Here is a 23,396-nt window from a genome sequence, read left to right on the forward strand (position 1 = left end):
CAAAGAAATGCAAAAGCGTTTGGAAGGAACTCCCAAACGCAGTTTATACATTTAATTATGCATTTTTTGCTTTTTCTACAAGATTTGCAAATGCAGCAGGATCTGAAATTGCAATCTCAGCCAGCATCTTGCGGTTAAGAGCGATATTTGCTTTCTTAAGACCGTTCATAAATGTTGAATAGTTTGTGCCGTTGAGCTTGCAAGCTGCGGAAATTCTTGTAATCCAAAGGCGTCTGAAATCTCTCTTTCTATGCTTACGGCCGATGTATGCATAGTTGCCTGACTTCATTACAGCCTGTTTAGCCATTTTAAAGTGCTTGCTTTTTGCACCCCAGTAACCTTTAGCAAGCTTTAATGTCTTTTTTCTTCTTTTGCGAGTCATCATCGCACCCTTTATACGTGCCATATATATTTACCTCCGAAAAGTTATATTAAAAATCAATACAATAGCTTACAAAAAATTCAGATTGAATTATTTGTAAGGAATCAAACGCTTAACCTGTGCTGTATTTGTCTTATCAGCTACACAAGTCTGACGAAGGCCTCTCTTGCGCTTTCTTGTCTTCTTGTTGAGAATGTGGCTCTTATTTGCATGAGCACGGATAACCTTACCGTTTTTGGAAAGTTTAAAGCGCTTTTTTGCGCCGCTGTGTGTTTTAATCTTAGGCATAAAATTTATCCTCCCTGATTTTTTATATTACTTGTTAGGCTTTGGAGCAAGGAACATCAGCATGTTTCTGCCTTCAAGCTTTGCAGGTTTTTCCACAATAGCCGCTTCTTCGCAGGCCTTTGCAAAACGCTCCATTGTAGCCTGACCGATTTCCGGGTGTCCCATCTCTCTTCCTCTGAATCTGATGGAAACCTTTACCTTATCGCCCTTTTTGATAAACTTGAGAGCATTGTTAAGCTTAGTGTTAAAATCATGGGTATCTATATTCAAGGAAAGTCTTACTTCCTTAACATCAATAACTCTTTGATTTTTTCTTGCTTCCTTTTCTCTCTTTGCCTGTTCAAAGCGATATTTACCGTAATCCATTATCTTGCAAACCGGTGGTTTTGCCTGTGGCGCAATCTTTACAAGGTCGAGATTGCTCTTTGCTGCAAGCTCAAGAGCCTGAGCCGCTGACATAATACCAAGCTGAGTACCGTCTGAGCCGATTATTCTAAGCTCTTTTTCGGTAATTTCTTCGTTGATCTGAATTTCCTTACTGCTAATTGTAAGCACCTCCAAAGCTTTAAAAAGTTGTGTAACAATATAAGAAAATGCGGACAGAATACACTCCGCCCGCACAATAAACTCAACACAAAAACACGGCTCAACGCCGCAGAAATATCATGTTAAAAATATTGACCCGTGCAGACGGAACCCCACAGGTGAAAGCATGTAACTGCCTTGCTTTATTGTTCTTTTGGTATTATACCCTACAAAAACTCTTTTGTCAACACTTTTATTATATTTTTCTTAAAAACAAACCTTTAATCTATATCTTGTAAAAAAGCTCTTCGGGTGATATACTTCATTATATAAAGTAAAATATAAAAATACCTCTAAAAGGAGGCTTTTAATGTTTTCAGGAAGAAATAAAACTTTAAATAACAAAAACCCCTATGACTTTGATAAAATGTACTTAGCCGAGCAAAAAAGCTCTTTAAGAAATAATTTTTCAAAGATAGGATTTTCCCTGCTTCTCTCTATAGTTATCCTATATCTCATATCATACGGTATTGTTATAGGCACAGCAGTGGGCATTAAAAACCCTCAAAACTCCTTTGCCCTTTCAAATCTGGTAAGCGCAATGGCATCTATATTGGCTTTTATACCTGCCGGATTTTTCTGCTGCGCTATTTCCAAAGAGAAGATTAGTTCCGTAATATCCTTTTCAAGAGCTAAAAAAGAAGGACTTGCTTTTATTCTTATAGCTTCCTTTGCATTTTTTATGCTTAGCAATTATCTTACCAATCTCTTTTTAGGAAATATGGATTTAATAGGAATACCCGTTAATCAATCCTCATCAGTCTTTGAAAAATCATGGCTTAATCTTTCCGTATACATTTTATCTGTTGCGGTTATCCCGGCACTTACAGAAGAATTTTTATTCAGAGGAGTTCTTCTGGGAATTTTAAGAAAATACGGCGAAAGCTTTGCGGTGGTCACTTCCGCTCTGCTTTTCGGTCTTATGCATCATAATTTTGTTCAGCTGCCCTTTGCCTTTGTGGGAGGTCTTGTATTTGGGTATGTCACAATCTATACAGGCTCAATAGTTCCCGCTATGATTGTACACTTTGCAAATAATTTATTCTCATGTGTTTTTTCCGCTCTTCCTAAATATATAGGAAATACATATTCCGAAATAATTTACGGAATAGTGGTAGTGGCGGCTTTGCTTTTAGGTATATATTCGGTCTACAGACTTTCAAAAAATGACGAAAAGCTTCTCAGGTTCAGCAAAAGAACAAGCACTCCCTATTCAGGTCTTATACAAACCGAAAAAGAAAAATATAGATACTTTTTCCAAAGCTTCGGAATTATAGCTTTTACAGTACTTCTTTTGGCGATTTCTATAAGCGATTCTTTTCTAAGTTAAAAGGTGATAAAATGTCCAACATTCAAATTGAAGACCGACATATTTTCTATATGAAAAAAGCATTGGAAACAGCTGTAAAATATACCCAGCACGGCGAAGTCCCCGTTGGCGCAATAATTGTCAAGGACGATGAAATAATCTCTTTCGGAACAAATCACCGTGAAAATGAAAAAAACTGCCTGTGTCATGCGGAGATAGAAGCCATAAACAACGCATGTAAAAAATTAGGCGGCTGGAGATTGTGGCAATGCACCATGTATGTGACCTTAGAGCCATGTCCAATGTGCGCTGGGGCAATAACCAATGCACGAATACCCAAGGTTATATTCGGAGCCTATGACAAGAAAAACGGCTCCTGCGGCTCTGTTACAAACCTGTTTGAGCTTCCCTACAATCACAAACCACAGGTTATAGGCGGAGTTTTACAGGAAGAATGTGCCGCTCTTCTAAAAGATTTTTTCAAAAAGCTCAGAAAAGGCGAAATAAAGCAATTCGGAACACACCATGAATAGTTAAACCCGATGTTTCAACTAAACAGAAACATCGGGTTATTTTATGTCTCAAATTACAGTTACATCGCTCTCTGATATGCAGTCAGAATTTAACTTCATATTACTGTAAATACTTTCTGTAACAATACATGTACCGTCATTTTTAATAATCATAAAATCAAGGCTGTCAGTGCCAAGTTCTGAATATTTTTCGTTTTCATAAAACTCAACAGCCTTTTCACTTCCCATAACAAAAAATGCTGTGGAAAGTCCGTCAGCAACAAGTCCGTTTGAAGTAAAAATAGTCACCGACCCTATATCAGACTGGGCGGGATATCCGGTTTTTGGGTCTATTATATGGTGATAAAAAACTCCGTTTTCATTAAAATTGCGCTGGTATGTACCTGATGTAACTGCTGACATATCCTTTAATGAAACAGTTGCGCATATTTCCTTTCCGTCAGTCCATGTAATTCCCACATTGAAATCCTTTCCGTCAGGCTTAGTTCCAACTGTCACAACATTTCCGCCTATGCTTAAAACTGCGCTGTTACAGCCTGCATTTTTTATAGCTTCTGCAACCTTATCACCTATATATCCCTTTGCTGTGGCTCCCAAGTCTATCTGAACCTTTGGATCGTCCTTTACCACGTTATTATCCTGTAGGAAAATCTTATCAAAGCCAACAAAATTCAAAGCTTCTTCAATCTCTGATTCACTTGGAACTCTGTAGTTTCCTCCGGTAAATCCCCAAAGCTCCACAACAGGATAAATTGTTATATCAAGAAAACCCTCGGTAAGCTCAGATATTTCCAGAGATTTTTCTATTATCTCCGCTGTTTCAGCGGAAACCTCCCGGGATTCGTTGTTGTTAACCTTATAAATATCTGAGTTTTCATTTGTTGTTGAAAGCAAGGCGTCATATCTGTAAAGCTCGTCTCTTGCCGCTTCTATGGCTTCCTTTGCCTTTTCTCCGTAAGCCGTTATATTCACAACAGTATCGAATACAAAAAACTCCGCTGTTTCCGTCTTTACTTCACTATTGCAGGAAGTCAAAACAAAGCTTAAAAGTGCCATAATCAAACAAAGAAAAAATGATAAAAATCTTTTGCTTACTTTCTTATCTTCTGACAAGGTTTCTGACGTCCTTTCCCACAAAATTCAAAGTTCCGCAGTTTCCGGCAATCCTTGAAAGAAAACGTGTGGAATAAGCAGATTCAATGTTTTCAAAGCTCAAATTGGTGCTTATTATAATCGGCTTGCCCAGCAGTATTCTGTTATTCAGAATATTGTAAAGTGTTTTTGTGGAAAACTGATTAGAAAACTCAGAACCCAAATCATCAATAATAAGCAAATCACAGTTTGTAACCGCATCCTCTGTTTCCGAAAGGTCGTCGTATCTGTAGGAAAAGTGTTCCTTTTCAAGCTTTGATATGAGCGACGGAGCAGAAGCGTAAATTACACCGAAACCTTTATGAAGAACCTCATTTGCAATAGCTAAGCTCAAATGGGTTTTTCCAAGTCCGGGGCCGCCTTTCATCAAAAGATTTTTGCTTCCCTCTCCGAAAGTACTGGCGTATTTTCTGCAAAAAAGATATATCCTTTTCATGTTTTCTCTGAGATTTATTCCGGATATCACTTCGTCCGGCTGTAAGGTATAATCAAACTTATCAAAGGTGGAAAGCTTTAATGGAGCTATTCTGTTTATATCATCGCAGGCAACCTCAAACATAAGCTTTTTCATGCAGTCGCACTGGATGGAAATTCCGTTTTTTTCAATAATTCCGGTATCGGAACATATATTGCAGATAAACCTCGGTTCATCATAATCAAAGCTGTATCCGTGCTTTGCAAGGAGCATTTTTCTTTCCTCCTGAAGTCCAAGACTTTGAACTTTTAGTTCCTCTATATGCTGTTTTACGTCTCCGCCCTTTACAACGGCTCTTGCGGCGGCTGAACCCAGAGAGCTTAACTTCCTGTCAATCTCCTCTATTCTTGGAATTTTATTGTAAATCTCCTGAAGCCTGTAGTCAGCTTCACGCAAAGCCTTAGCTCTTCTCTGCTGCATTACCTCTTTTGCTTTTACATGAACACTGTAACCGTATCCCAAGGCCTGCACCTCATTTCTCTATAGTTTAAAATCAATCCTGTTCATCCAGAATACTTCTTTTTTCCAGTTCCCCTATATCATAGGTTCGCTCTATATTGTAGCTGTGCTTTTTGTTGTGTATGCTCTGAGCTGTGTCAGAAATCTTTTTATCTCCTTTATCAGACATCATTCTTGCGGCGTCTGCGCTTCTAAGCTCATCCATATTGAAAATCTTATTCTTGTGCCAGTTGCTTAGAATTCCGTTTATATAGTTCATCTCGTAAATACCTTTAGCATCCACACAGCGCTCGTAAGCTTCTCTAAGCATTTCATCGGAGAATTTCCATTCTGCAGTCCAGCGTGAAGCAAACTCCAGCTGTTTCTTTGTAGGAGAACCCACATTTTTAAAACCAAACACACGTGAAACTCTGTTCCATGCCTCACGTCTTTCTGTAAGGTCTTTTATTTTCTCGTCCGCCTGCTCCATTGTCACAATGCCCTCGTCGGACCAGTTTATGGCTTCCTTTTCAACAGCGTGCATATTGCCCTTATCGACGCTGGCACAGTACTGAATTATCATTATAAGAACCTCTGCAGGGACTCCGTAAGTATCCCTGAGCATAAGCAGTGTTGCGGCGTCCCCTGAGGACAAAGTTTTACCCAAAATCATCTGAGCTTCTTCCATCAAAGCCGCAAGCTCACTGTCTGTGGAAAGCATACGTGCCACATGCTTTATATCAGGTCTTGAAGGACGTGTCAAAGGTCTTGGAGATTTTATAACAGGTGATGGCTGATATGTGTATCCGCTATCATCTCCTGTTTCCTCATCAGCTTCAAAATCTTCCTGATGATAAAGCTTTTCCCTCTCTTCTTCTTTTTCCGGAGTTTCTTCCCTTTCCACAGAAGATATAACGCTCTCTGAGTTTTTAGCGGGATAAGGAGAAATCATATTTTCATCTACAGAAATCACTTCACGGTCTGCCCAAAAGTTTATGCAGTCCTTTACATCTCCCGGATGCATATCGAGAGCTGAACCGATTGACTCATAAGTCATGGCATGGTCTGAGTTTCTGAGAATATAAAGCAAAACTTTCAAGTGATAAGAGCTTGCAAGTTTAATATCATTATCAACAATTCTTGTAGGCACGGCAAAAACCGATGACCAACAGCCTAAATTCAAATTAAAAGACATAATATAATACCCTCCATTCAATAAATTTGTAAAACTTCTTTTCATTCACTCTATAACTTTAATTATACCACAAGTGCAGTTTCTCCGCCACTAAAATTTTTAAGGTGTATTTCACTGTCTAAAAGTCAAAAAATCTGCTTCTGAAAAAAATTAAAATTTTTTTGAAAAAAGTGTTGACAAATGAGGATTACTGTTATATAATAAACGAGCACTGAGGGATGCGGATGTAGCTCATCCGGTAGAGCGCCACCTTGCCAAGGTGGAGGTAGCGAGTTCGAGCCTCGTCATCCGCTCCATAAGCACTGAACATTGCGTTCGGTGCTTTTTTCATATCTAAAGTTTTATAACCTTTTCATTATTAACGGGAGATGTAAAAATGAACGGAGATTTACACTGTCACAGTTTGTATTCCGACGGTTCTACCGATATTGAAACAATTATTACCACAGCGGTAAAACTGAAGCTTTCAACAATTGCCGTAAGCGATCACGATACTTTTGCCCAGTATCCTGAAGCTCAGAAAATCGCTGACCGTGAAAACATCAGACTTCTCAAAGCCTGTGAAATTTCAACACGTGACCCTCTTACAAGAAGACGTGTTCACATTCTTTGCTATCTTCCCCAGGATGAAAACCCTTTAAATGAGCTTTTTGAAATTACAAATCAAAGCCGTGAAAAATCTATAGAAAAATCCATAGAGGTAATATCAAAAGACTACCCTATTGATTATGAAATACTCAGAGAAAAACGTGGTAAATATAAAAGCGTTTTTAAACAGAGCATTATCGCTTTACTTATGGAATTGGGTTATGAAACAAAAATATTCGGCGAGCTTTTCAGCTATTATTTCAGAGGAGAAAACCCGAAGGCTTTATTTTCTGTGGAATATCCGGATGTGCGCACAGCTATTGACACAGTAAGAAGCTGTAAAGGTGTGGCGGTTATGGCTCACCCCAGTGTTTACAACAGCTATGAGCTTTTGGAAAATCTGTGCAAGGAAAACATGATAGACGGCATAGAGGTTATGCACCCGAGAAATAAAGAAGGTGATTTTGATTATCTCTCTTCCCTTGCGGATAGATACAATCTTATCAAAACCGGCGGTTCCGATTTCCACGGATTTCACTCTATGACCCCAAGACCTCTCGGCAGTTGTTTTACAACAGACAGAGAAGTCGAAAAGATTTTAGCGCTTGCCGAGAAAAGAAAGTAATTAAATTCACAATTTAAGATATACAAAACTAAGGAAGGAAGTATAAATATGAAATATGCATACACACCAAAGGGAGTTTGTTCCAGAAAAATCAATTTTGAAATTGAGGACGGCGTTGTTAAAAATGTAAGCTTTACAGGCGGATGCAACGGCAACCTTAAAGGAATTTCTGCCCTTGTTGAGGGAATGGAAGTTGAAGAAGCTATAAACAGACTTGAGGGCATAACCTGCGGAATGAAGTCAACTTCATGTCCTGACCAGTTCTCAAAAGCTCTTAAAGCAGCTTTAAACCAGGACTGATTTTTTAAATATCAACACAAAACAAAAAGGTAACGAAGACGCTTGTCCCGTTACCTTTTTTATTATGCCAAAATACTTCTAAAATCCTCTTCCGTAACTGTTATACAGTCAAGTATTCCCTGATTAAGGACTGATGAACTTTCGTTGTCACTGTAAATCTCTCTGTATACTTTTCCCTCAGAAAATCTTATTTTTACATATATGGTTGTTTCGTCGGTTTCACCGCAGTTTACCAAAACATACTCCGGTTCAACCTCACTTAGTTCTTCTGTATAGTCCTTACTGTTGTCTGCATTGTTTATAATACTGTCAAGAATCAAAAGCTGGTCAGCATCGCTGTTAACATTTAATTCCTTTACAAGCTTTTTGCTGCCGCAGTCGTAAATTTCAAAAACATTGGTTCTATTCTTCACTTCCGGCATATATTCGCCTTGTGAACATCCTGAAAAAATAAACATGCATACAAAAGCTAAAATAAGGGCTGCTTTCTTCATATTTTTTCTTTCCTCCGTTTTATCCGTCGAAATTTATCAGAAATTTCCCATCTCAATAAATTCGATTTCCTCTCCGTCAGGACCTTTTATAAATATGTTTCTAAGGCCGCCGAAAAGCTCAGGCATATTTACAATTTCCTCAGTCATAAAGCTGTCAACGCCTTTTTCTTTGAGGTATTCAATAACCTTAGGCAAATCCACAACCGTAATTGCCACGTGAGTTATCGCTCCTGATGGAAGTTTTTCCGGAACTTCGTTTTCTATGAGTTCAAAATCAACGCCGAACAAATTCACCAAAGCCAATTTCTTAACTCCGATATCTGTTTTCAGTTCTCCACGGTTATGACACTTTCCGCCTATTTTTTCATACCACTTTATACTGTTTTCCAAATTTTCAACAGCTATTGCTACATGAGCCAATCCTTTACAAAGTTCCAAAGTAAAGCACCTCCGACTTTTATTATGATGAAAAATTTCGTTGTAATATACTCACGCCTATGATAGAATATATCACAACTACATTATATCACTTTTTTCAGGGAGTAAATAGGCGATGAGATTATTTATTGCAATAAATTTTAACAAAAACTTTAAAGACGGACTAATAAACATACGTGAAGAACTGAGAAATCAAAGTGTTTTCGGTAATTTCACCTTAGATGAGAACCTGCATTTAACACTGGCTTTTATAGGAGAAACTAAGAATATTCAGGGTGCTAAAAATGCCGTTGACCGAGCTTTTCAAAATTTTAAAGGTTTTAAAATCACAACTGAAAAAATCGGTAAATTTTCCGACCTTTGGTGGGTAGGAATTAAGGAAAGTATCGCTCTTACTTCAGCCGCAGAAAATATTCAAAAAGAGCTTATTGCCTCCGGCTTTAACATAGAAAAAAGGAAATTCAAGCCACATATAACCATAGCAAGACAGGTGGTTTCAAAAGAAAAAATCTTTATTACTCCCCCACACCTTACAATGAATGTTTCAAGAATTTCCCTTATGCAGTCCTCAAGAGTTTCCGGCAAGCTTTGTTACACGGAAATCTACGGAAAAGATTTATTGTGATTTAAAATCAAAGGAAGCACTCTATCTCCCTTGGTTTTAAGAAGTTCTGCTCCAATTTAAGTTTTATGTGTTCAGCCTCAAAGCTTCTGGCTTCTCTTGGACAGACTTTTGAACAGCGCATACAGTTTATGCAGACATTGTTGTCTATGAACATTGTTTCTCTGTTGATAGCTCCCACAGGACAGCTTTCTGCACACAAACCGCAGAAATTACAAAGTCCCTCTATCCATGTCTTTATCATTTTAACAGGCTTAGGCTCAGGCATTGGATTTCCCGGAACAGAAATTTCTGAAAGTTCTCCGCTTTCAAGCTTTCCGTTTATTTTTTCTGCAAAAGCCTTTATTATCTCTTCGTCCTTATCGTTAGGTCTGCCCTTTCCAAGTTTGTCAGAGTAAATGTGAGGAATTATGCAGGCAATAGCTCCTATACAGATGAAACCTCTTTCATTTAATATATTTTTAAGCTGGGCTATAGCATCATCATAGTGTCTGTTTCCGTAACATGCCACAATAATACAAGGAGTATTGTTTCCCTTTACGTTTTTATAAAGATTTTCAATAGGAGGTATTCTGCCGGCATAAACAGGAACTGAGGCTATAAAAAGTTCCTTATCTGTAAATTCCTCCGTTTCTTCTCTGTTTCCCATAACCGTAAAATCTATTTCTTTAACAGGCAAACCAAGGCCGTCGCAGAAAATATCCACAGCTTTTTTTGTGCCTCCTGTAGGGCTGAACCATGTCTTTACAGCTGTATATGTACTCATTAAAAACTCCCCTTTATTTTACTTTGTATATAATTATAAAATAAACCTGAAAGAATTTCAATAAACAAAAAATATGAGGTGACCACAATGTTTAAAAACAAAGTAGCCGTTGTAACAGGCGGCGCACAGGGAATCGGAAAAACAATAGCCGATGAATTTAAAAAGGCAGGCGCTCATGTCTGCATAATCGACAAAATAGAAAACGAATATTTTACGGGCGATATAGCCGAAGAGGAAACACTCATAAAATTTCATGACAAGGTTATTTCCGATTACGGACATATAGATTTCCTTGTAAACAACGCAATGAAATCTATGGGCGGAATTTTCGACTGCTCCTGGGAAGATTTCAATTATGCTCTTAGAATAGGTGTTTCCGCTCCGTATATGCTTTCAAAGCTTTTTATGGATGATTTTAACAAGGGAGGCTCAATAATAAACATTTCATCCTCACGTGACAGAATGAGCCAGAGAAACACAGAAAGCTATACAGCGGCAAAGGGCGGCATTTCTGCTTTAACTCACGCCCTTGCAGTATCTCTTTCCGGAAAAGTAAGAGTTAATTCGATTTCTCCCGGCTGGATTGACACTGACTTTACCGAATATTCAGGAGCAGACGCCTTTCAGCACCCGGCAGGCCGTGTAGGAAATCCTCTGGACATAGCAAACATGGTGCTTTTCCTTTGTTCTGATAAAGCTTCATTTATAACAGGAGAAAATATTTGCATAGACGGCGGAATGACAAAGCTTATGATTTATCACAATGACTTTGGCTGGAAGCTTGAGGAAAACTAATATCAGCTTTTAGTTTCTTATAAATTTCCGTTTCACGCAAAAACTTTATAGAATCGTTATTTTCAATCTCATAAAAAAGAGTTCTTTTCAATATTTTCTCCAAATCCTTGTGGTCCTTTGTTTTTACAAAACGGTAAAGAGGGGATTTATTCCCTTTCCATTTTTCCTCTGTGGAGTCCATAAGCTTTGAAAGAACCTTTTTCAATTCGTCACTGTTTTCCCCCACTGAACACAGATACAAAAATTTCGGTATATAGATATTGTATTTCTGCATATCGAATAATTCTGCGGCCTTTGCAGAAACCTCTGAAATATACTTTGCATCTTCAACGTTTCCGATTTTCACAGTGATCTGCATAAGTGCAGTCATATCAGATAATATTTCCGTAACAGATAAAAGCAGCTTTTCTTCCAAAAGTAAGGCTGCTTTTTCATATTCGCCTTTTTTCAAAGCAAGGTTTATTTTTAGCTGTTTCTTATCTACAGGAAGTTTATCCGGTATTTCATCTATGATTTTTTCGGCTTTTTCATACTCTCCTTTTTCAATAAATTTATTGACAACAGAGGACTGAGCCATAGATTTTATATTTGTATCTCCGCTTTGACAGGCTTTCTCATACCATGAAAAAACCTCGGCTTCATCGTAATTACTTTGAATATTTCTGCCCTTCTCCATAATAGCGGAATTTTCTATTATTATGGCGCAATACAAAATCAACTCGTCGCTTTCTGGATATTCACTTATCTTTTCTTTTGCCGCTTCAAAAGCTCTTTCTGTGCTCTCATAAATTGCAATTTTTGAAAGCTCATTTAAAAACATGGCGAGTTCTTCCCTCGTAAGGTCATTTTTAAAAGACAAAAGTGTGTTTAAATCCGTTTTCAAGGCTCTTGCCAAAACAGGCAGCAAGGTTATATCGGGAAAGGAACTGCCTTTCTCCCACTTATTGACGGCGGGCGCAGTCACTCCCAAAATCGACGCCAGCTGTTCCTGAGTATAGCCTCTCTCTATTCTCTTTTCCTTTATTATATGGTTGATTTTCATGTTATCACCTTCTTTAATCTTATTATAACAAAAGCATTTTCCCCTTTCAATTGAACCGTTATAAATATAACCCTTCAAAAATTAACCGTTGGTTAAAATAAAAGACGGCGCAAACCACGCCGCCTTTACATTAAATTTTTATTTCGACCTTGCTTCCGTAATTTTTCTGCTTGGTAACTACAATTTGTCTGTCTATTCTCTCTTTAAGCTCCGACACATGGGAGATTATTCCCACCGGCTTATTTCCGGCGGTAAGCTCCTGCAAAACGCCTATAGCCTGATTTAAAGATTCATCGTCCAGAGAACCGAAACCCTCGTCTATAAACATGGAGTCAACCTGAATACCTCCGGAGGACGACTGTATCTCGTCGGACATACCCAAAGCAAGTGACAAAGAAGCTTTAAAGGCTTCACCGCCTGAAAGAGATTTTACGCTTCTCTTTGTTCCGTTATAGTGGTCTATAACATCAAGCTCCAAACCGCTTTGGGCTCTTCCCTTGTCGCTTTCCGTTCTTCTCACAAGCTCATATTGTCCGTAACTCATTCTCATAAGCCTTACATTGGCTCTGTTTATTACCCTGTCAAAATAAGTCATCTGGATAAAAGTTTCTATGGATATTCTGTCCTTGCCGGAAAGATTGCCGGAAGCTGTATCGGACAAAAGCTTTACCATCTGATATTTTTTCTCGGATTTTTCCAGTTCCACGGTATATTTTTTTATGTTATCAACCGCAGTTTTATTGGAAGAAAGACGCAGGTTGTATTCTTTTTGATGTTTTTGAAGTTCCTCTTTTTCTTTCAACAGCTCTGATTTTTTACTGTTAAGCTCCGTAAAGTCAAAGCTTGCCATATTTTCAAGCTGATTTTTAAGCGTTGAATGAGATGCTTTTTTCTCATCCAGTTTATTTTTAAATTCCTGATATTCTTTAAAAGCTTTCTCATGTGCAGATGTTATATCATCCTTTTGTTTTTGCAGCTTCTCTATATGAAGCTTTGCGTCATTTTCGCTTTTAAAGGTAAGCTTTTCTTTTTTATCATTCAATTCTTTTTCAAGATTTTTTATCTCTTCATTTATTCTTGCCAGTTCAATTTCACTTCTGTGCTTTTCCTCTATTGCCTTATTCAAAGAGCTTTCAAAAATCGGTATATCTTTTTGAGCTTTCTCCTTTATTCTTCCGTTTTGTTCCTCTTTCTTTATTTGCAGGTCAAGAGATTTTATTTCTTCGGACAATTTTTCGCTTTCTGAATTTATAATTTCAACAGCCTTTTTTCTGTCCTTTTCTCCGGTAAACTCTTCCATTTTACCGTAAATGTTATCTCTTGCTATTTCAAAAGTGGATTTTGCCTGATTCAACAACGTAAGTGTATCCAAAACAGTGTTTCTATATTTTTCAACTTGACTTTTTTCTTTTTCAAGCTGTTCTCTTGAAACTGTTTCCTTTGAAACCTTAGCAGGGTTTGGATGTGAAAGTGAACCGCAAACAGGACATGGGCAATTATCTTTTAAATTTTTCGCCAAAAAGCCTGCCTGCTCATCAAAAAAGTTTCTTTCCTGCTGTTCATATACAGCTTTTTTAGTTTCGTAATCTGTTTTTTCTTTTTCGTATTTTACTGCTAACCTTTTGTAATCCTCATTCAGCTTTCTTACATTTGGCATAAGGGAAATAATTTCATCTGTCTGACCTTTTCTCTGCATAAGGTCGGATTTTTTGTTTTTCAGCTTTTCAGCCTGAACCTCTGCATCGCCTAATTTTTCACAGATATCCTTTGCCTCTTTAAGCTTTTCAGAAAAAGTTCTTTCCGACTTTTCTGCGTTTTGATAATTTTTCTCTGTGAAATTAGCTCTTTCTGCGGATTTTTTTCTTTTGCTTCCCAGTTCGTCCAGTTCCTTATATAAAGGAAGCTTTTCTTTTTCTTCTCTTATATTTTCGGTCAATGTTTCTGACAAAGGAAGTTTGCTTTCCGCATCTTTTAACTCAGTTTCTGACTTTTGAACTTTCATTTCAAAGCTTTCTATTTCTCTTTTTGTCAGATTTATCTGCTCCTGTGTTTTTTTGTAAAGTTCAGCCTGTCCTAAGTTTTGGTTTATCTTTTCAAGCTCTTTTTCCGCACTTGAAATTTTTTCTTCCGACTCCTTTAAAAATATTTCGTCAGCATCAATCTGTCTTTGAAGAAATTCAAGAACTTCATTAGAATATACGGCGTTTTTAGATTTTCTTATTTCTTCAAATCTTTCTTTGTTTTCTCCGTAATACTGACCGCTTTCAACAAATCGGAGAATATTTTTCTGAGTGTCCTCACAGTCCCTTTTACTTTCCGAAACATTTTCTTTTAGGCACTCCTGCAATTTTCTGTATGGCTCTGTTCTGAAAATATCACGGAAAATTTTGCTTCGCTCCTCCGTATCAGCAAAAAGCAGCTTTAAAAAATCCCCCTGGGCAATCATAACTATTCTGGTAAACTTACCCCTGTCAAGACCTGTTATCTCCTTTATGGCTTCGTTTACCTCTTTTATTTTTGTGACCGGTGTTCTTCCGTCTGAAAATGTAAGCTCTGCGTCGGCTGTTTCCTTTGTAAATCCGTCGCCCTTGAGCTTTTTCCTTTTGTACTCAGGATTTCTTTTTACCGTGTAAATTTTATCCTTATAGGAAAACTCCAGCTCAACGTATGTTTTCACGTTTTCATCGGCATACTTGCTTCTCAGCATATCAGATTTTCTGTTATCTCCGCTGGGTTCTCCGAAAAGTGCAAAGGTTATTGCGTCAAAGATAGTTGTTTTTCCTGCTCCGGTGTTTCCGGTTATGAGATAAAGTCCACTGCTTCCCAGCTTTGTAAAATCCACAACAACTTTATCGGGATAGGGACCGAATGCACTTATTGTAAGTTTTAAAGGTTTCACAGCTCTTCCTCCCAAACTTCTTCCATAATATTTTTTATAAAACTTTTTTCTTCATCATCCATAGAAATATTATTTTGAAGCTTATAAAGCTCTTCAAACATTTCAAACGGAGATTTATCCTCAACCGGCTGTACTGCGTCCACACCGGCGTTATTCATCGTCCTTGTGTTTTTATATTCAAGGCTCATAATATTTTTATATATGGCTCTGAGCTTATTTATGGCATCCGAAATATCCTTTTCGTCTGTCAAAATTATTTTATAGTAATCGTCGAGATTAAGTCCTTTATAAAATTCCCTGTCTGTCACATCCATGTAGCTTCCCTCTATTATTTTCATATCACGGAGAGGTTTAAGCTCACGGGTTTTTATTGAAATTTCGCCTTTCTTTCCTGTTTCCACAATAGTTACTGACTTTTTGTGGCTGGCCTCTGAAAAGGAATATTTTAAAGGTGTTCCGCAGTAACGCAATGTTTCCGTGGAAATATTTTGAGGTCTGTGTATATGTCCCAACGCCACATAATCAAAGCCTTCAAACACGTCAGCGTTTACATTATCAATACCGCCAACTGATACCTCCTCAGAGTCACTTTTTAATGCGCCTGTGACAAACTGATGGGCAAGCAGTATGTTTATCTCATTTTCTTTTTTTTCAGCCTTTTCCAATGCAAGCTTCACACAGTCGTTGTAGGTCTCTATTGTCTTATCCTCAAAAAAAGGCCTTACCGTAGAGGGCTTTACAAAAGGAAGCATAAATATATTAACTGTTTCATCCTTTTCTTTAAGGGTTACTTTTTCCGGCGCACCTTTAAAAACCGATGCTATATAGATATCCCTGTCCTTGACTATTCTTGAGCCAAACTCCAGTCGCTCTGCCGAATCGTGGTTACCGCTTATTATAAAAACCTTAACTCCTGTATTTGAAAGCTCCGTGAGAAAATCGTCGAATATTCCCACAGCCTCACCGGAAGGAATTGTCTTATCGTAAACATCGCCGGAGATAAAAACTCCCTGACAATGTTCTTCATTTATAATTTTAAGTATTTCCTTCAATATATATTTCTGGTCTTCCGCCATATTAAATTCGTTAACCTTTTTTCCTATATGTAAATCGGAAAGATGAACAAACTTCATTTCAATCCGCCTTTCTTCTGTATTATCAAGCAATTAAATTATATCACAAAGAAAATTCCGCCTCAATATAAAAAATTTTTCAATTCCATAAAATACCTATTGACATTATCGAAAATTAGTTCTATAATTATATCAAACAAATTTTCGTCAAGGAAGGCGATTGTTCATGAGGTATATTCTCCACAGTGATTGCAACAGCTTTTATGCGTCGGTGGAATGTCTTTACCGACCCGAAATCCGAAACAAACCGGTAGCCGTAAGCGGAAACGCCGACGACCGACACGGAATTATTCTGACCAAAAATCAAATTGCCAAAAATTTCGGCGTAAAAACAGGCGAAGCCATATGGCAGGCAAGACAAAAGTGTCCCGAACTTGTTACTGTTCCTCCTAATTTTCCATTGTATAAAAGATTTTCAAAAATGACAAGGGAAATATATGGAGAATACAGCGAAAAAGTGGAGCCTTTCGGTCTTGACGAAGCTTGGCTTGATATAAGTGGAAGGGATATGAATTTCCAAAAAGCCAAAGCAATAGCCGAGGAAATACGTGGAAGAATTAAATATGAGCTTGGCATAACTGTGAGCATCGGAGTAAGCTTTAATAAAATATTTGCAAAGCTTGGAAGCGACTACAAAAAGCCTGATGCAGTTACTGTTATAACTGATAAAAATTATAAATATATAGTTTGGCCTTTGCCTGTTGAAAATCTTCTTTTTGTAGGGCCTGCCACAAAGAAAAAACTTAACAACATGGGCATATACACCATAGGAAATCTGGCAAACTGCCCCCTGGATACACTCGTTTCAGTTTTCGGAAAAAACGGAAATCTTCTCAATCAATTCGCAAACGGCAGTGACAAGGCCTCTGTGGCATTTTCTATAAGTCATCAGGATGTTAAGAGTATCGGAAACTCAACAACTACCTACCGAGATTTAAAAACAGTAGAAGATATAAAGATTGTAGCCTTTGTTCTTTCTGACAGCGTGGCGAGAAGACTTAGAGAACAAAACCTAAAGGCTTGGGTTGTAGGCGTTTCAATAAGGGAAAATAACCTTAACTCCTTTACACGCCAGCGCAAGTTAAGTATTCCCACCGATATAACAGAAGAAATTGCCGAAAACGCTATAGACCTGTTTTTGAAAAACAAAGGAGAAACCCCTTTGAGAAGCATAGGAATAAGTTTAAGCGAGCTTATCCCCTCTGACACACCTGTGCAGATGAGTTTCTTCTGTAATGCCAAAAACAATAACAGGCTTCATAATTTAGACTGCGCTGTTGACAGTTTAAAAAAACGATTTGGCTCATACTGTGTTCAGCCGGCAGTTATGCTAAACGACCCACGTCTTTCCGGATTTAATCCAAAGGATGACCATACTATACACCCTGTTGGATATTTTACAAAGTATATTTAATCCAAATAATCTGTATGAAAACACATTTACTGAGGTGATAACATGAAACAATATGTATGTGTTACGGCGCAGTTTGACTGTGACGGAAGAATTATGCCTATGAAGGTTCACTGGGAAGACGGCAGAACCTTTGAAATCGACAGGATAACAGATATAAGAAGAGCCGCCTCTTTAAAAGCCGGCGGCGCAGGAATAAGATATACTTGTCTTTTATTAGGTAAACAAAGATATCTTTTTCTTGAAGATGACAGATGGTTTGTAGAAATTTAAAGGGCAGGCGCTTTAAGCGTCTGCCCTGTTTTTAATTATTCGTAGTCGATATAATCGTTGATATATTTACTGTTTTTTCTTGAAGAAGAACTGTAAATATCCCTGTCGGATGAGGAGAAAGAACTTATATCTTCATAACCCGGAGTTTTTCTCGGCTGAGAAGATTTTCTTGTATAAGTCTTTACATCATCGTCTGCAAACTGACTTTGCTGTGATGCAGAACGTCCGTAACCGTCATCGTAAAAATCCTGAGATGGCTGTGAATTGGTACGTCTTACACCGCCGTCAACATATCTGCTGCCCTTAATAGAATTGTAAGAGTCATACTTTCCGCTTTCATCATAGGCTCTTCTTGTACTGCCGGATGATGAAGCAGGTCTTCTCTGACCTTGCTGAGGTTTAGCAGTTGAAGCCTGCTTTGTTCTTCCCCTGCTTTGCTGTGTTGAATTTACTCTTTTTCTGTTGGCGGCCTTGGCATTTCTAATGTATGCGTCTCTGCGTTTTTTAGCAATAGCTCTCTGTCTTTTTGATGACAAAACAGCATATGTTATTCCCAAAAGACCCACAACAACAAGACCTATTCCAACGTATAAAATCCATTCGCCGTCGTCACTTTTTCCGTTATTCTCCTTGATAAAGTTAAAATCTTCTCCGGACTGTTCCCCGCCCTGCTGAAGATTAAGAGAAATTTCCTCCCAATCATCGCTGGACAGCTCATCTGCGCTTACGGTAAAAATTGATGAAAAAGAAAAACACATAATCAATGCAAGGAAAAAAGATATTGTGATTCTTTTCATTTTCGCCATATACTCCTCATTCTCCTTCTGCACTTTGGCAAATCCCTAAAGTAATAAGTTAAATCCGGCAGAGCAGATTAAACTATATTACTCGAACATTGATGGTTTATAAGAATTAACTACGCTTGTATTCTCCTGAATTCCCAGCTCTTCTGCCTTTGCTGTAAGCATATCCTGGAATTCTTCTGACTTCATTGCGCTGAGTACGTTGAAGCTGTTTGTTTCGTCTTCAATATAATCAGCAACTGAATCAGCTATAGGAGCTTTATAAATAAGGTAGTAATAAGCATTTTCTGCTTCGCCTACTTTTACAAGAGAAGCTTTTCCCTCTTCAAGTTCATTCAACGCAGCAATAACATCTTCGTTGAGTGATGACTCGTCAAGATTTTCAACTGCGCTTGTTGATGGGTCTGACTCAAGCTCTTTTAAAGCTGTATACTCTACCATCTGCTCTGCAAAGGTTCCTGCGCCGTTGTTGATGTTGTCAGCGTATCCCTGAAGTGTGGATTCGATTTCTGCAATATCCTCATCGGACATAGCTGTGTATGTTGTTGAGCCTGAGTCATCTGTTGCAGAATCTGCAAGACGAACGCTCAAATAGCTGTAGCTTGTGTAATTCTCTGTAAAATAATTTGTAAGGTCTTCTGTGCTTACTGCTGTTTCTTCATCATTGATGTAGATTTTTTCAAACAAAGCTGTCTGTTTTGCAGAAGCCATGTAGCTTGCTCTCTCAAAGCTTTCGTAAGATACACCGTAAGGCTCAAGTATATCCTTATAAGGAGTTGGCATCATGCCGTATGCAAGGTACATATCGTAGTATGGTCCAAGGTTCCAGTCATTGTCAGCTGATTCCTTAGCGGCTGTCTCATCCTCTGCTGTGAGTGTGAGACCTCTTGCTTCAAACTCTTCTTCGATTGTAAGAATATTCTTTGTGAGTTCCTTTGCAGTGTCAACAATCCAATCCTTAGCAACTGCTGTTTCTCCGTCGTCATCAGTGATTGTAAGGTTAAGGAAAGACTTTTCCGCATCGTAACCTTCTGCGGATGAAGCATATGTTGCTGCCTGATTATATGCAGTATAGAGGGCATAAATATAAACGCCTATCTGCATCTCATTGTCATCAACCTTGTATGACCATTCCGGTTTTGTACTGCATCCTGAGATTGACATAATCATAAGCACCGCCAAAAAAGCAGCGGTGATTTTTTTGATTGCTTTCATAAAAAATTACCGTCCTTAAATAAAATTCATCATCGTTTAACGATGACAGCATATATCGGTAATTATACACCAAATATTCACTGTTGTCTATAAAAATCTATAATTTTACAAATTTTCATAAAACATTCACCATTTAACTGGCTGATTTGCACTTATAGGCATTTTTTATTTTTTTAGGTTTGTAAAAACCTCAAGCAAAAACTCAAGAGGTTTTTCATTTTTTGAAGCCTTAATAAGTATATAAGGCTTCTTTCCTGCATTTAAAAATGCTTTTCCGGCATTTTTTACCACTATATCCATAGCTTCTTCAGACTTTATATTTCTCAGGTAAAGCAAAAATCCGCTGTCATTCTGTCTTATTTCATAAACGCCAAAAGCGTTCGCCATATTTCTTATCAGAGCAATATCAATAAGTCCCACAACACTTTGAGGCGGCTCACCGAAACGGTCTATAAACTCATCGGTAACATCATGGGCGTCCTCATCGTTTCTGATATCTGCAATTCTTCTGTATGCGTCAAGCCTTGTGGAAAGGTCGGAAATATAGCTTTCCGGAATATGCGCCTGAACCGCAACGTCGATAAGACAGTCAATCTCCGGATTTGTGGTTTTCTCTCCCTTTTCCTCTTTTACCGCATCGCCCAAAAGCTTCAGATACATATCGTATCCTACATCCTCCATATGGCCGTGCTGTTTTGCACCCAAGATATTTCCAGCTCCTCTAAGCTCCAAATCTCTCATGGCAATTTTAAATCCTGAACCGAACTCGGTAAATTCTCTTATTGCATTGAGCCTTTTTTGAGAAATATCGCTTAACACCTTGCTTCTGTTGAATGTAAGATAAGCATATGCACGTCTGCTGGAACGTCCTACACGACCTCTGAGCTGATGAAGCTGTGAAAGTCCCATACAGTCAGCGTTTTCTATTATCAATGTATTTGCGTTGGGCAGGTCAACACCGGTTTCTATTATTGTAGTGCATACAAGAACATTTATCTTTTGTTCCAGCATTTCCTCCCAAACCTTAGAAAGCTGATGTTCTGACATTTTTCCGTGTCCCACACCAACGGAGGCTTCCGGTATCCTTTTTGCAATGGACGCCGCAAGGCTGTCTATTGAATCAACTCTGTTGTGCAGATAGAAAACCTGTCCTCCTCGCCTAAGCTCTCTTCTTATGGCTTCGTTTATGACAGCTTCATCATGTTCCAGTACATAAGTCTGAACAGGCTGTCTGTCCTGGGGAGCTTCCTCTATTACAGACATGTCCCTTATTCCGCTCATTGCCATATTAAGTGTTCTTGGAATAGGTGTTGCGGACAATGTAAGTACGTCGATATTTTTATACCATTCCTTGAATTTTTCCTTTTGAGCAACTCCGAAACGCTGTTCCTCATCTATTATCACAAGTCCCGGGTCACGGAATTTAACATCCTTTTGAACAAGCCTATGGGTTCCGATAATTATATCTATCTCCCCTCTTTCAAGCTTTTCAAGAATATCCTTCTGCTGTTTTGCAGTCCTGAATCTTGAAAGAAGCTCTATTCTGATAGGATATCCGTCAAATCTTTTTAAAGCGGTTTGATAATGCTGCCAAGCCAAAATCGTAGTAGGACAAAGCAAAGCGCACTGCTTGCTGTCGCATACACATTTAAAAGCGGCACGCAGGGCAACCTCCGTCTTTCCAAAGCCTACATCTCCGCAAAGCAGTCTGTCCATAGGAGCTGTTTTCTCCATATCGCCCTTAATCTCGTCAATACATCTGAGCTGGTCAGGAGTTTCCTCATATTCAAAACAAGCTTCAAAATCCTTCTGCCATTCGGTATCGGCTGAAAAAGCATGACCCTTTGCGCTCATTCTGGCAGAATACAAGGCAATAAGCTCCTTTGCCATATCCTTAACGGCGGCTTTAACCCTTGTTTTTGCTTTCTGCCATTCCGTACCTCCGAGACGGCTTATCTTGACTGTGGAATTTTCCTTAGGCCCTATATATTTTGAAACCAGGTCAAGCTGAGTAACCGGCACATAAAGCACGTCACCCTTTGCATAGCTTATCTTTATATAGTCCTTTACAATTCCCTGGGTATCAATTTTGTGAATACCTCCGAAAATACCGATACCATGGGTTGAATGAACCACATAATCACCAGGCGTCAGCTCTGAAAGGCTGTATATAGCCTCTCCGCTTTTTATGGTTTTTCTCTTTTTAGAGGGCTTTGCCGGAATAAGGCTGTGGGTAATAAGCATAAAATTCAGGCTGGGATATTCAAAGCCTGAAGAAAGACTTCCGCCTGTAACGTATATTATTCCCTTTTCCGCCTCGTCCAAGTTTGTGGAATAAACCGCATTGTAATTTCTGTCACGAAGCAGAGAAGCCACGTTTGCGGCGGCTTTTTCTGTTCCTGCCAAAATCACAACAGCTTTATTTTTAAGGGTTATACCCTCCAAATCATCACAGAGAGCTGTCACTGAGCCGTTCCAAGGGGAAAGCTGTTTTGCGGTAAATGGAACTAAAGCGTCAAGCCTGATATCATATCCTCCCCTTGAAAAATTGTCAAGGTAGATACATGTATTTTCACTTAAAATTTCATCAAATGTTCCGTGGCTTATGCTGTAGGTTTCAAAACCTCTGCAAAGTATTCCATCGGAAAAATATTCTTTCAAGTCCTCTGAAAATCTGAACTCACTGCCCTTGATTCTTTCACGGACATTTATAAGCTCCGATACAAAAAACACCGTATTATCGTCGGCATAATCCAAAAGCGTGGCGGTTTTTTCATATACAAGTCCGATAAATTTATCAAGGGAACCTATCTTTATATTGTTTTCAATATCATCAGCTTCACGGTATAGTCTTTCCTTAGCAAGAGCGCTGTTTTTACCTTTAAGCAAATCGGCTTTATGCCTTATTTTACCGGCAAGCTCCTGATTATCCGAAACCAATATTTCAGTGGATGGAGCTAAAAGAATATTTTCACAGCTCTCTGTACGCCTTTGAGTTTCTATATCAAAGAAATTAAGGGTATCTATTTCATCGCCCCAAAATTCCGCTCTTACAGGGTAATCGCTTTCAGGAGGGAAAAAGTCTAAAATTCCTCCACGCCTTGAAAACTGTCCCTTGCCTTCAACATTGGCACAGTTTTCATATCCCAAAGTGCTTAAAATTTTACAGCATTTATCCGGAGAAATTTCCTTTCCCGGCATCAGGCTCAGAACTGAAGCCTCAAGATTTTCCATAGGAATTGTAAACTGCATTGCGGCGTCTGCACAGGCAACTACAACTTCGCACTGAGATGTTATAATGCTCAAAAGTATTTCTATTCTTTTATGCTCATACTCCCTTGATTTTCCGCTTACATCTGCAAATATAAAATCTCTCACCGGATAAAAATAGGCTTTTATTCCCATAGAACAAAGGTCGTTTGTGAGCTGCTGTCCTTCCCTTTCATTGGAGACAATACAAAAACACTTTTTTCTGTCTTTTCTGCATAATGTCCCGATAATATTTGCCTTATGTATCTCTGTTACGCCTGTCACCAGCACAGAGTTTTTGCCATAAGCAAAGCTTTCTATTTTTTGAAATTCCGGGGACTGTTCCATTACTTTGTCCAGAAAATTCATCATCTATATCATCTCCC

The 23,396-nt window shown here is 38.4% G+C and carries 23 protein-coding genes and 1 tRNA gene; 9 read left to right on the forward strand and 15 right to left on the reverse strand.

Annotation, left to right across the window (positions count from 1 at the left end):
- Nucleotides 1-55: 55 nt before the first annotated feature.
- From rplT to infC, 3 genes are all read right to left on the reverse strand, one after another.
- Nucleotides 56-406 carry a 50S ribosomal protein L20 gene (rplT, locus tag CGICJO_RS10095; protein WP_087376595.1) on the reverse strand — a complete coding sequence of 117 codons (351 nt, stop codon included), beginning with the start codon at nt 404-406 and terminating at the stop codon, nt 56-58.
- A gap of 66 nt (nt 407-472) precedes the next feature.
- Nucleotides 473-670 (reverse strand): 50S ribosomal protein L35, encoded by a 198-nt coding sequence (rpmI, locus tag CGICJO_RS10100; RefSeq protein WP_486498768.1) that lies wholly within the window; start codon nt 668-670, stop codon nt 473-475.
- A 27-nt stretch (nt 671-697) separates the two neighbouring features.
- Nucleotides 698-1,231 carry a translation initiation factor IF-3 gene (infC, locus tag CGICJO_RS10105; RefSeq protein ID WP_486500020.1) on the reverse strand — a complete coding sequence of 178 codons (534 nt, stop codon included), beginning with the start codon at nt 1,229-1,231 and terminating at the stop codon, nt 698-700.
- 334 nt (nt 1,232-1,565) lie between these two features.
- On the opposite strand from infC, the gene CGICJO_RS10110 reads away from it, so the two are divergent.
- Together CGICJO_RS10110 and tadA are read left to right on the forward strand one after the other, a co-directional pair.
- Nucleotides 1,566-2,585: a CPBP family intramembrane glutamic endopeptidase gene (locus CGICJO_RS10110; RefSeq protein ID WP_486498769.1), complete on the forward strand. Its 1,020-nt coding sequence runs from the start codon at nt 1,566-1,568 to the stop codon at nt 2,583-2,585.
- An 11-nt stretch (nt 2,586-2,596) separates the two neighbouring features.
- Nucleotides 2,597-3,097, forward strand: coding sequence for a tRNA adenosine(34) deaminase TadA (gene tadA / locus CGICJO_RS10115; protein ID WP_486498770.1), 501 nt, complete (start codon nt 2,597-2,599; stop codon nt 3,095-3,097).
- A gap of 48 nt (nt 3,098-3,145) precedes the next feature.
- Here the strand turns inward: tadA and CGICJO_RS10120 are convergent, their stop codons facing one another.
- From CGICJO_RS10120 to CGICJO_RS10130, 3 genes are read right to left on the reverse strand one after another with little or no spacing between them, the layout of a single operon-like run.
- On the reverse strand, nt 3,146-4,210 hold the full coding sequence (locus tag CGICJO_RS10120; protein ID WP_486498771.1) for an FAD:protein FMN transferase: 1,065 nt from the start codon (nt 4,208-4,210) through the stop codon (nt 3,146-3,148).
- A complete protein-coding gene (locus CGICJO_RS10125) occupies nt 4,197-5,186 on the reverse strand; it encodes an ATP-binding protein (protein ID WP_087376605.1) in 990 nt (329 codons plus the stop codon). Before CGICJO_RS10125 ends, CGICJO_RS10120 begins: the two co-directional genes overlap by 14 nt.
- Nucleotides 5,187-5,217: 31 nt before the next feature.
- The gene (locus tag CGICJO_RS10130) at nt 5,218-6,357 is read right to left on the reverse strand and encodes a DnaD domain protein (protein WP_486498772.1); all 1,140 of its coding nucleotides are present in this window, start codon (nt 6,355-6,357) and stop codon (nt 5,218-5,220) included.
- Nucleotides 6,358-6,577: 220 nt separating this feature from the next.
- Here CGICJO_RS10130 and CGICJO_RS10135 point away from each other — a divergent pair.
- The 3 genes from CGICJO_RS10135 to CGICJO_RS10145 all read left to right on the forward strand — a co-directional run bounded on the left by CGICJO_RS10135 (nt 6,578) and on the right by CGICJO_RS10145 (nt 7,870).
- A tRNA-Gly gene (locus CGICJO_RS10135) sits at nt 6,578-6,653 on the forward strand.
- An 80-nt stretch (nt 6,654-6,733) separates the two neighbouring features.
- Nucleotides 6,734-7,570 carry a PHP domain-containing protein gene (locus tag CGICJO_RS10140; RefSeq protein ID WP_486498773.1) on the forward strand — a complete coding sequence of 279 codons (837 nt, stop codon included), beginning with the start codon at nt 6,734-6,736 and terminating at the stop codon, nt 7,568-7,570.
- Between the two features lie 48 nt (nt 7,571-7,618).
- Nucleotides 7,619-7,870: a TIGR03905 family TSCPD domain-containing protein gene (locus tag CGICJO_RS10145; RefSeq protein ID WP_087376611.1), complete on the forward strand. Its 252-nt coding sequence runs from the start codon at nt 7,619-7,621 to the stop codon at nt 7,868-7,870.
- A 62-nt stretch (nt 7,871-7,932) separates the two neighbouring features.
- Here the strand turns inward: CGICJO_RS10145 and CGICJO_RS10150 are convergent, their stop codons facing one another.
- Both CGICJO_RS10150 and CGICJO_RS10155 read right to left on the reverse strand, forming a co-directional pair.
- Nucleotides 7,933-8,364, reverse strand: a complete 432-nt coding sequence (locus CGICJO_RS10150) for a hypothetical protein (protein ID WP_486498774.1) — start codon at nt 8,362-8,364, stop codon at nt 7,933-7,935.
- Between the two features lie 36 nt (nt 8,365-8,400).
- Complete coding sequence (locus tag CGICJO_RS10155) at nt 8,401-8,802, reverse strand: VOC family protein (RefSeq protein ID WP_158096208.1); 402 nt, start codon at nt 8,800-8,802, stop codon at nt 8,401-8,403.
- A gap of 115 nt (nt 8,803-8,917) precedes the next feature.
- Between CGICJO_RS10155 and thpR the strand changes: the two genes are divergently transcribed.
- Nucleotides 8,918-9,427: an RNA 2',3'-cyclic phosphodiesterase gene (gene thpR / locus CGICJO_RS10160; RefSeq protein ID WP_486498775.1), complete on the forward strand. Its 510-nt coding sequence runs from the start codon at nt 8,918-8,920 to the stop codon at nt 9,425-9,427.
- A gap of 7 nt (nt 9,428-9,434) precedes the next feature.
- Here thpR and CGICJO_RS10165 read toward each other — a convergent pair whose 3' ends face one another.
- A complete protein-coding gene (locus tag CGICJO_RS10165; protein ID WP_486498776.1) occupies nt 9,435-10,190 on the reverse strand; it encodes a 4Fe-4S binding protein in 756 nt (251 codons plus the stop codon).
- Nucleotides 10,191-10,277: 87 nt separating this feature from the next.
- Between CGICJO_RS10165 and CGICJO_RS10170 the strand changes: the two genes are divergently transcribed.
- On the forward strand, nt 10,278-10,985 hold the full coding sequence (locus CGICJO_RS10170; protein WP_486498777.1) for an SDR family oxidoreductase: 708 nt from the start codon (nt 10,278-10,280) through the stop codon (nt 10,983-10,985).
- Here the strand turns inward: CGICJO_RS10170 and CGICJO_RS10175 are convergent.
- The 3 genes from CGICJO_RS10175 to CGICJO_RS10185 form a co-directional block, all read right to left on the reverse strand.
- Nucleotides 10,939-12,027 carry a helix-turn-helix domain-containing protein gene (locus CGICJO_RS10175; RefSeq protein WP_486498778.1) on the reverse strand — a complete coding sequence of 363 codons (1,089 nt, stop codon included), beginning with the start codon at nt 12,025-12,027 and terminating at the stop codon, nt 10,939-10,941. The two genes, CGICJO_RS10170 and CGICJO_RS10175, sit on opposite strands and share 47 nt — an antisense overlap.
- 130 nt (nt 12,028-12,157) lie before the next feature.
- Nucleotides 12,158-14,926 carry an SbcC/MukB-like Walker B domain-containing protein gene (locus CGICJO_RS10180; RefSeq protein WP_486498779.1) on the reverse strand — a complete coding sequence of 923 codons (2,769 nt, stop codon included), beginning with the start codon at nt 14,924-14,926 and terminating at the stop codon, nt 12,158-12,160.
- Entirely contained in the window at nt 14,923-16,059 is a 1,137-nt protein-coding gene (locus CGICJO_RS10185) for an exonuclease SbcCD subunit D (RefSeq protein ID WP_486498780.1), read from the reverse strand. Before CGICJO_RS10185 ends, CGICJO_RS10180 begins: the two co-directional genes overlap by 4 nt.
- Nucleotides 16,060-16,225: 166 nt before the next feature.
- On the opposite strand from CGICJO_RS10185, the gene dinB reads away from it, so the two are divergent.
- A complete protein-coding gene (gene dinB, locus CGICJO_RS10190) occupies nt 16,226-17,473 on the forward strand; it encodes a DNA polymerase IV (protein WP_087376628.1) in 1,248 nt (415 codons plus the stop codon).
- A 42-nt stretch (nt 17,474-17,515) separates the two neighbouring features.
- Nucleotides 17,516-17,743 carry a hypothetical protein gene (locus tag CGICJO_RS10195; RefSeq protein WP_486498781.1) on the forward strand — a complete coding sequence of 76 codons (228 nt, stop codon included), beginning with the start codon at nt 17,516-17,518 and terminating at the stop codon, nt 17,741-17,743.
- 35 nt (nt 17,744-17,778) lie between these two features.
- Here the strand turns inward: CGICJO_RS10195 and CGICJO_RS10200 are convergent, their stop codons facing one another.
- The 3 genes from CGICJO_RS10200 to mfd all read right to left on the reverse strand — a co-directional run bounded on the left by CGICJO_RS10200 (nt 17,779) and on the right by mfd (nt 23,379).
- Nucleotides 17,779-18,549 carry a hypothetical protein gene (locus CGICJO_RS10200; protein WP_486498782.1) on the reverse strand — a complete coding sequence of 257 codons (771 nt, stop codon included), beginning with the start codon at nt 18,547-18,549 and terminating at the stop codon, nt 17,779-17,781.
- A 78-nt stretch (nt 18,550-18,627) separates the two neighbouring features.
- Nucleotides 18,628-19,761, reverse strand: coding sequence for a hypothetical protein (locus CGICJO_RS10205; RefSeq protein ID WP_486498783.1), 1,134 nt, complete (start codon nt 19,759-19,761; stop codon nt 18,628-18,630).
- A 165-nt stretch (nt 19,762-19,926) separates the two neighbouring features.
- On the reverse strand, nt 19,927-23,379 hold the full coding sequence (gene mfd, locus CGICJO_RS10210; protein ID WP_486500021.1) for a transcription-repair coupling factor: 3,453 nt from the start codon (nt 23,377-23,379) through the stop codon (nt 19,927-19,929).
- Nucleotides 23,380-23,396: the final 17 nt, after the last annotated feature.

Source organism: Candidatus Limousia pullorum (assembly GCF_057405065.1).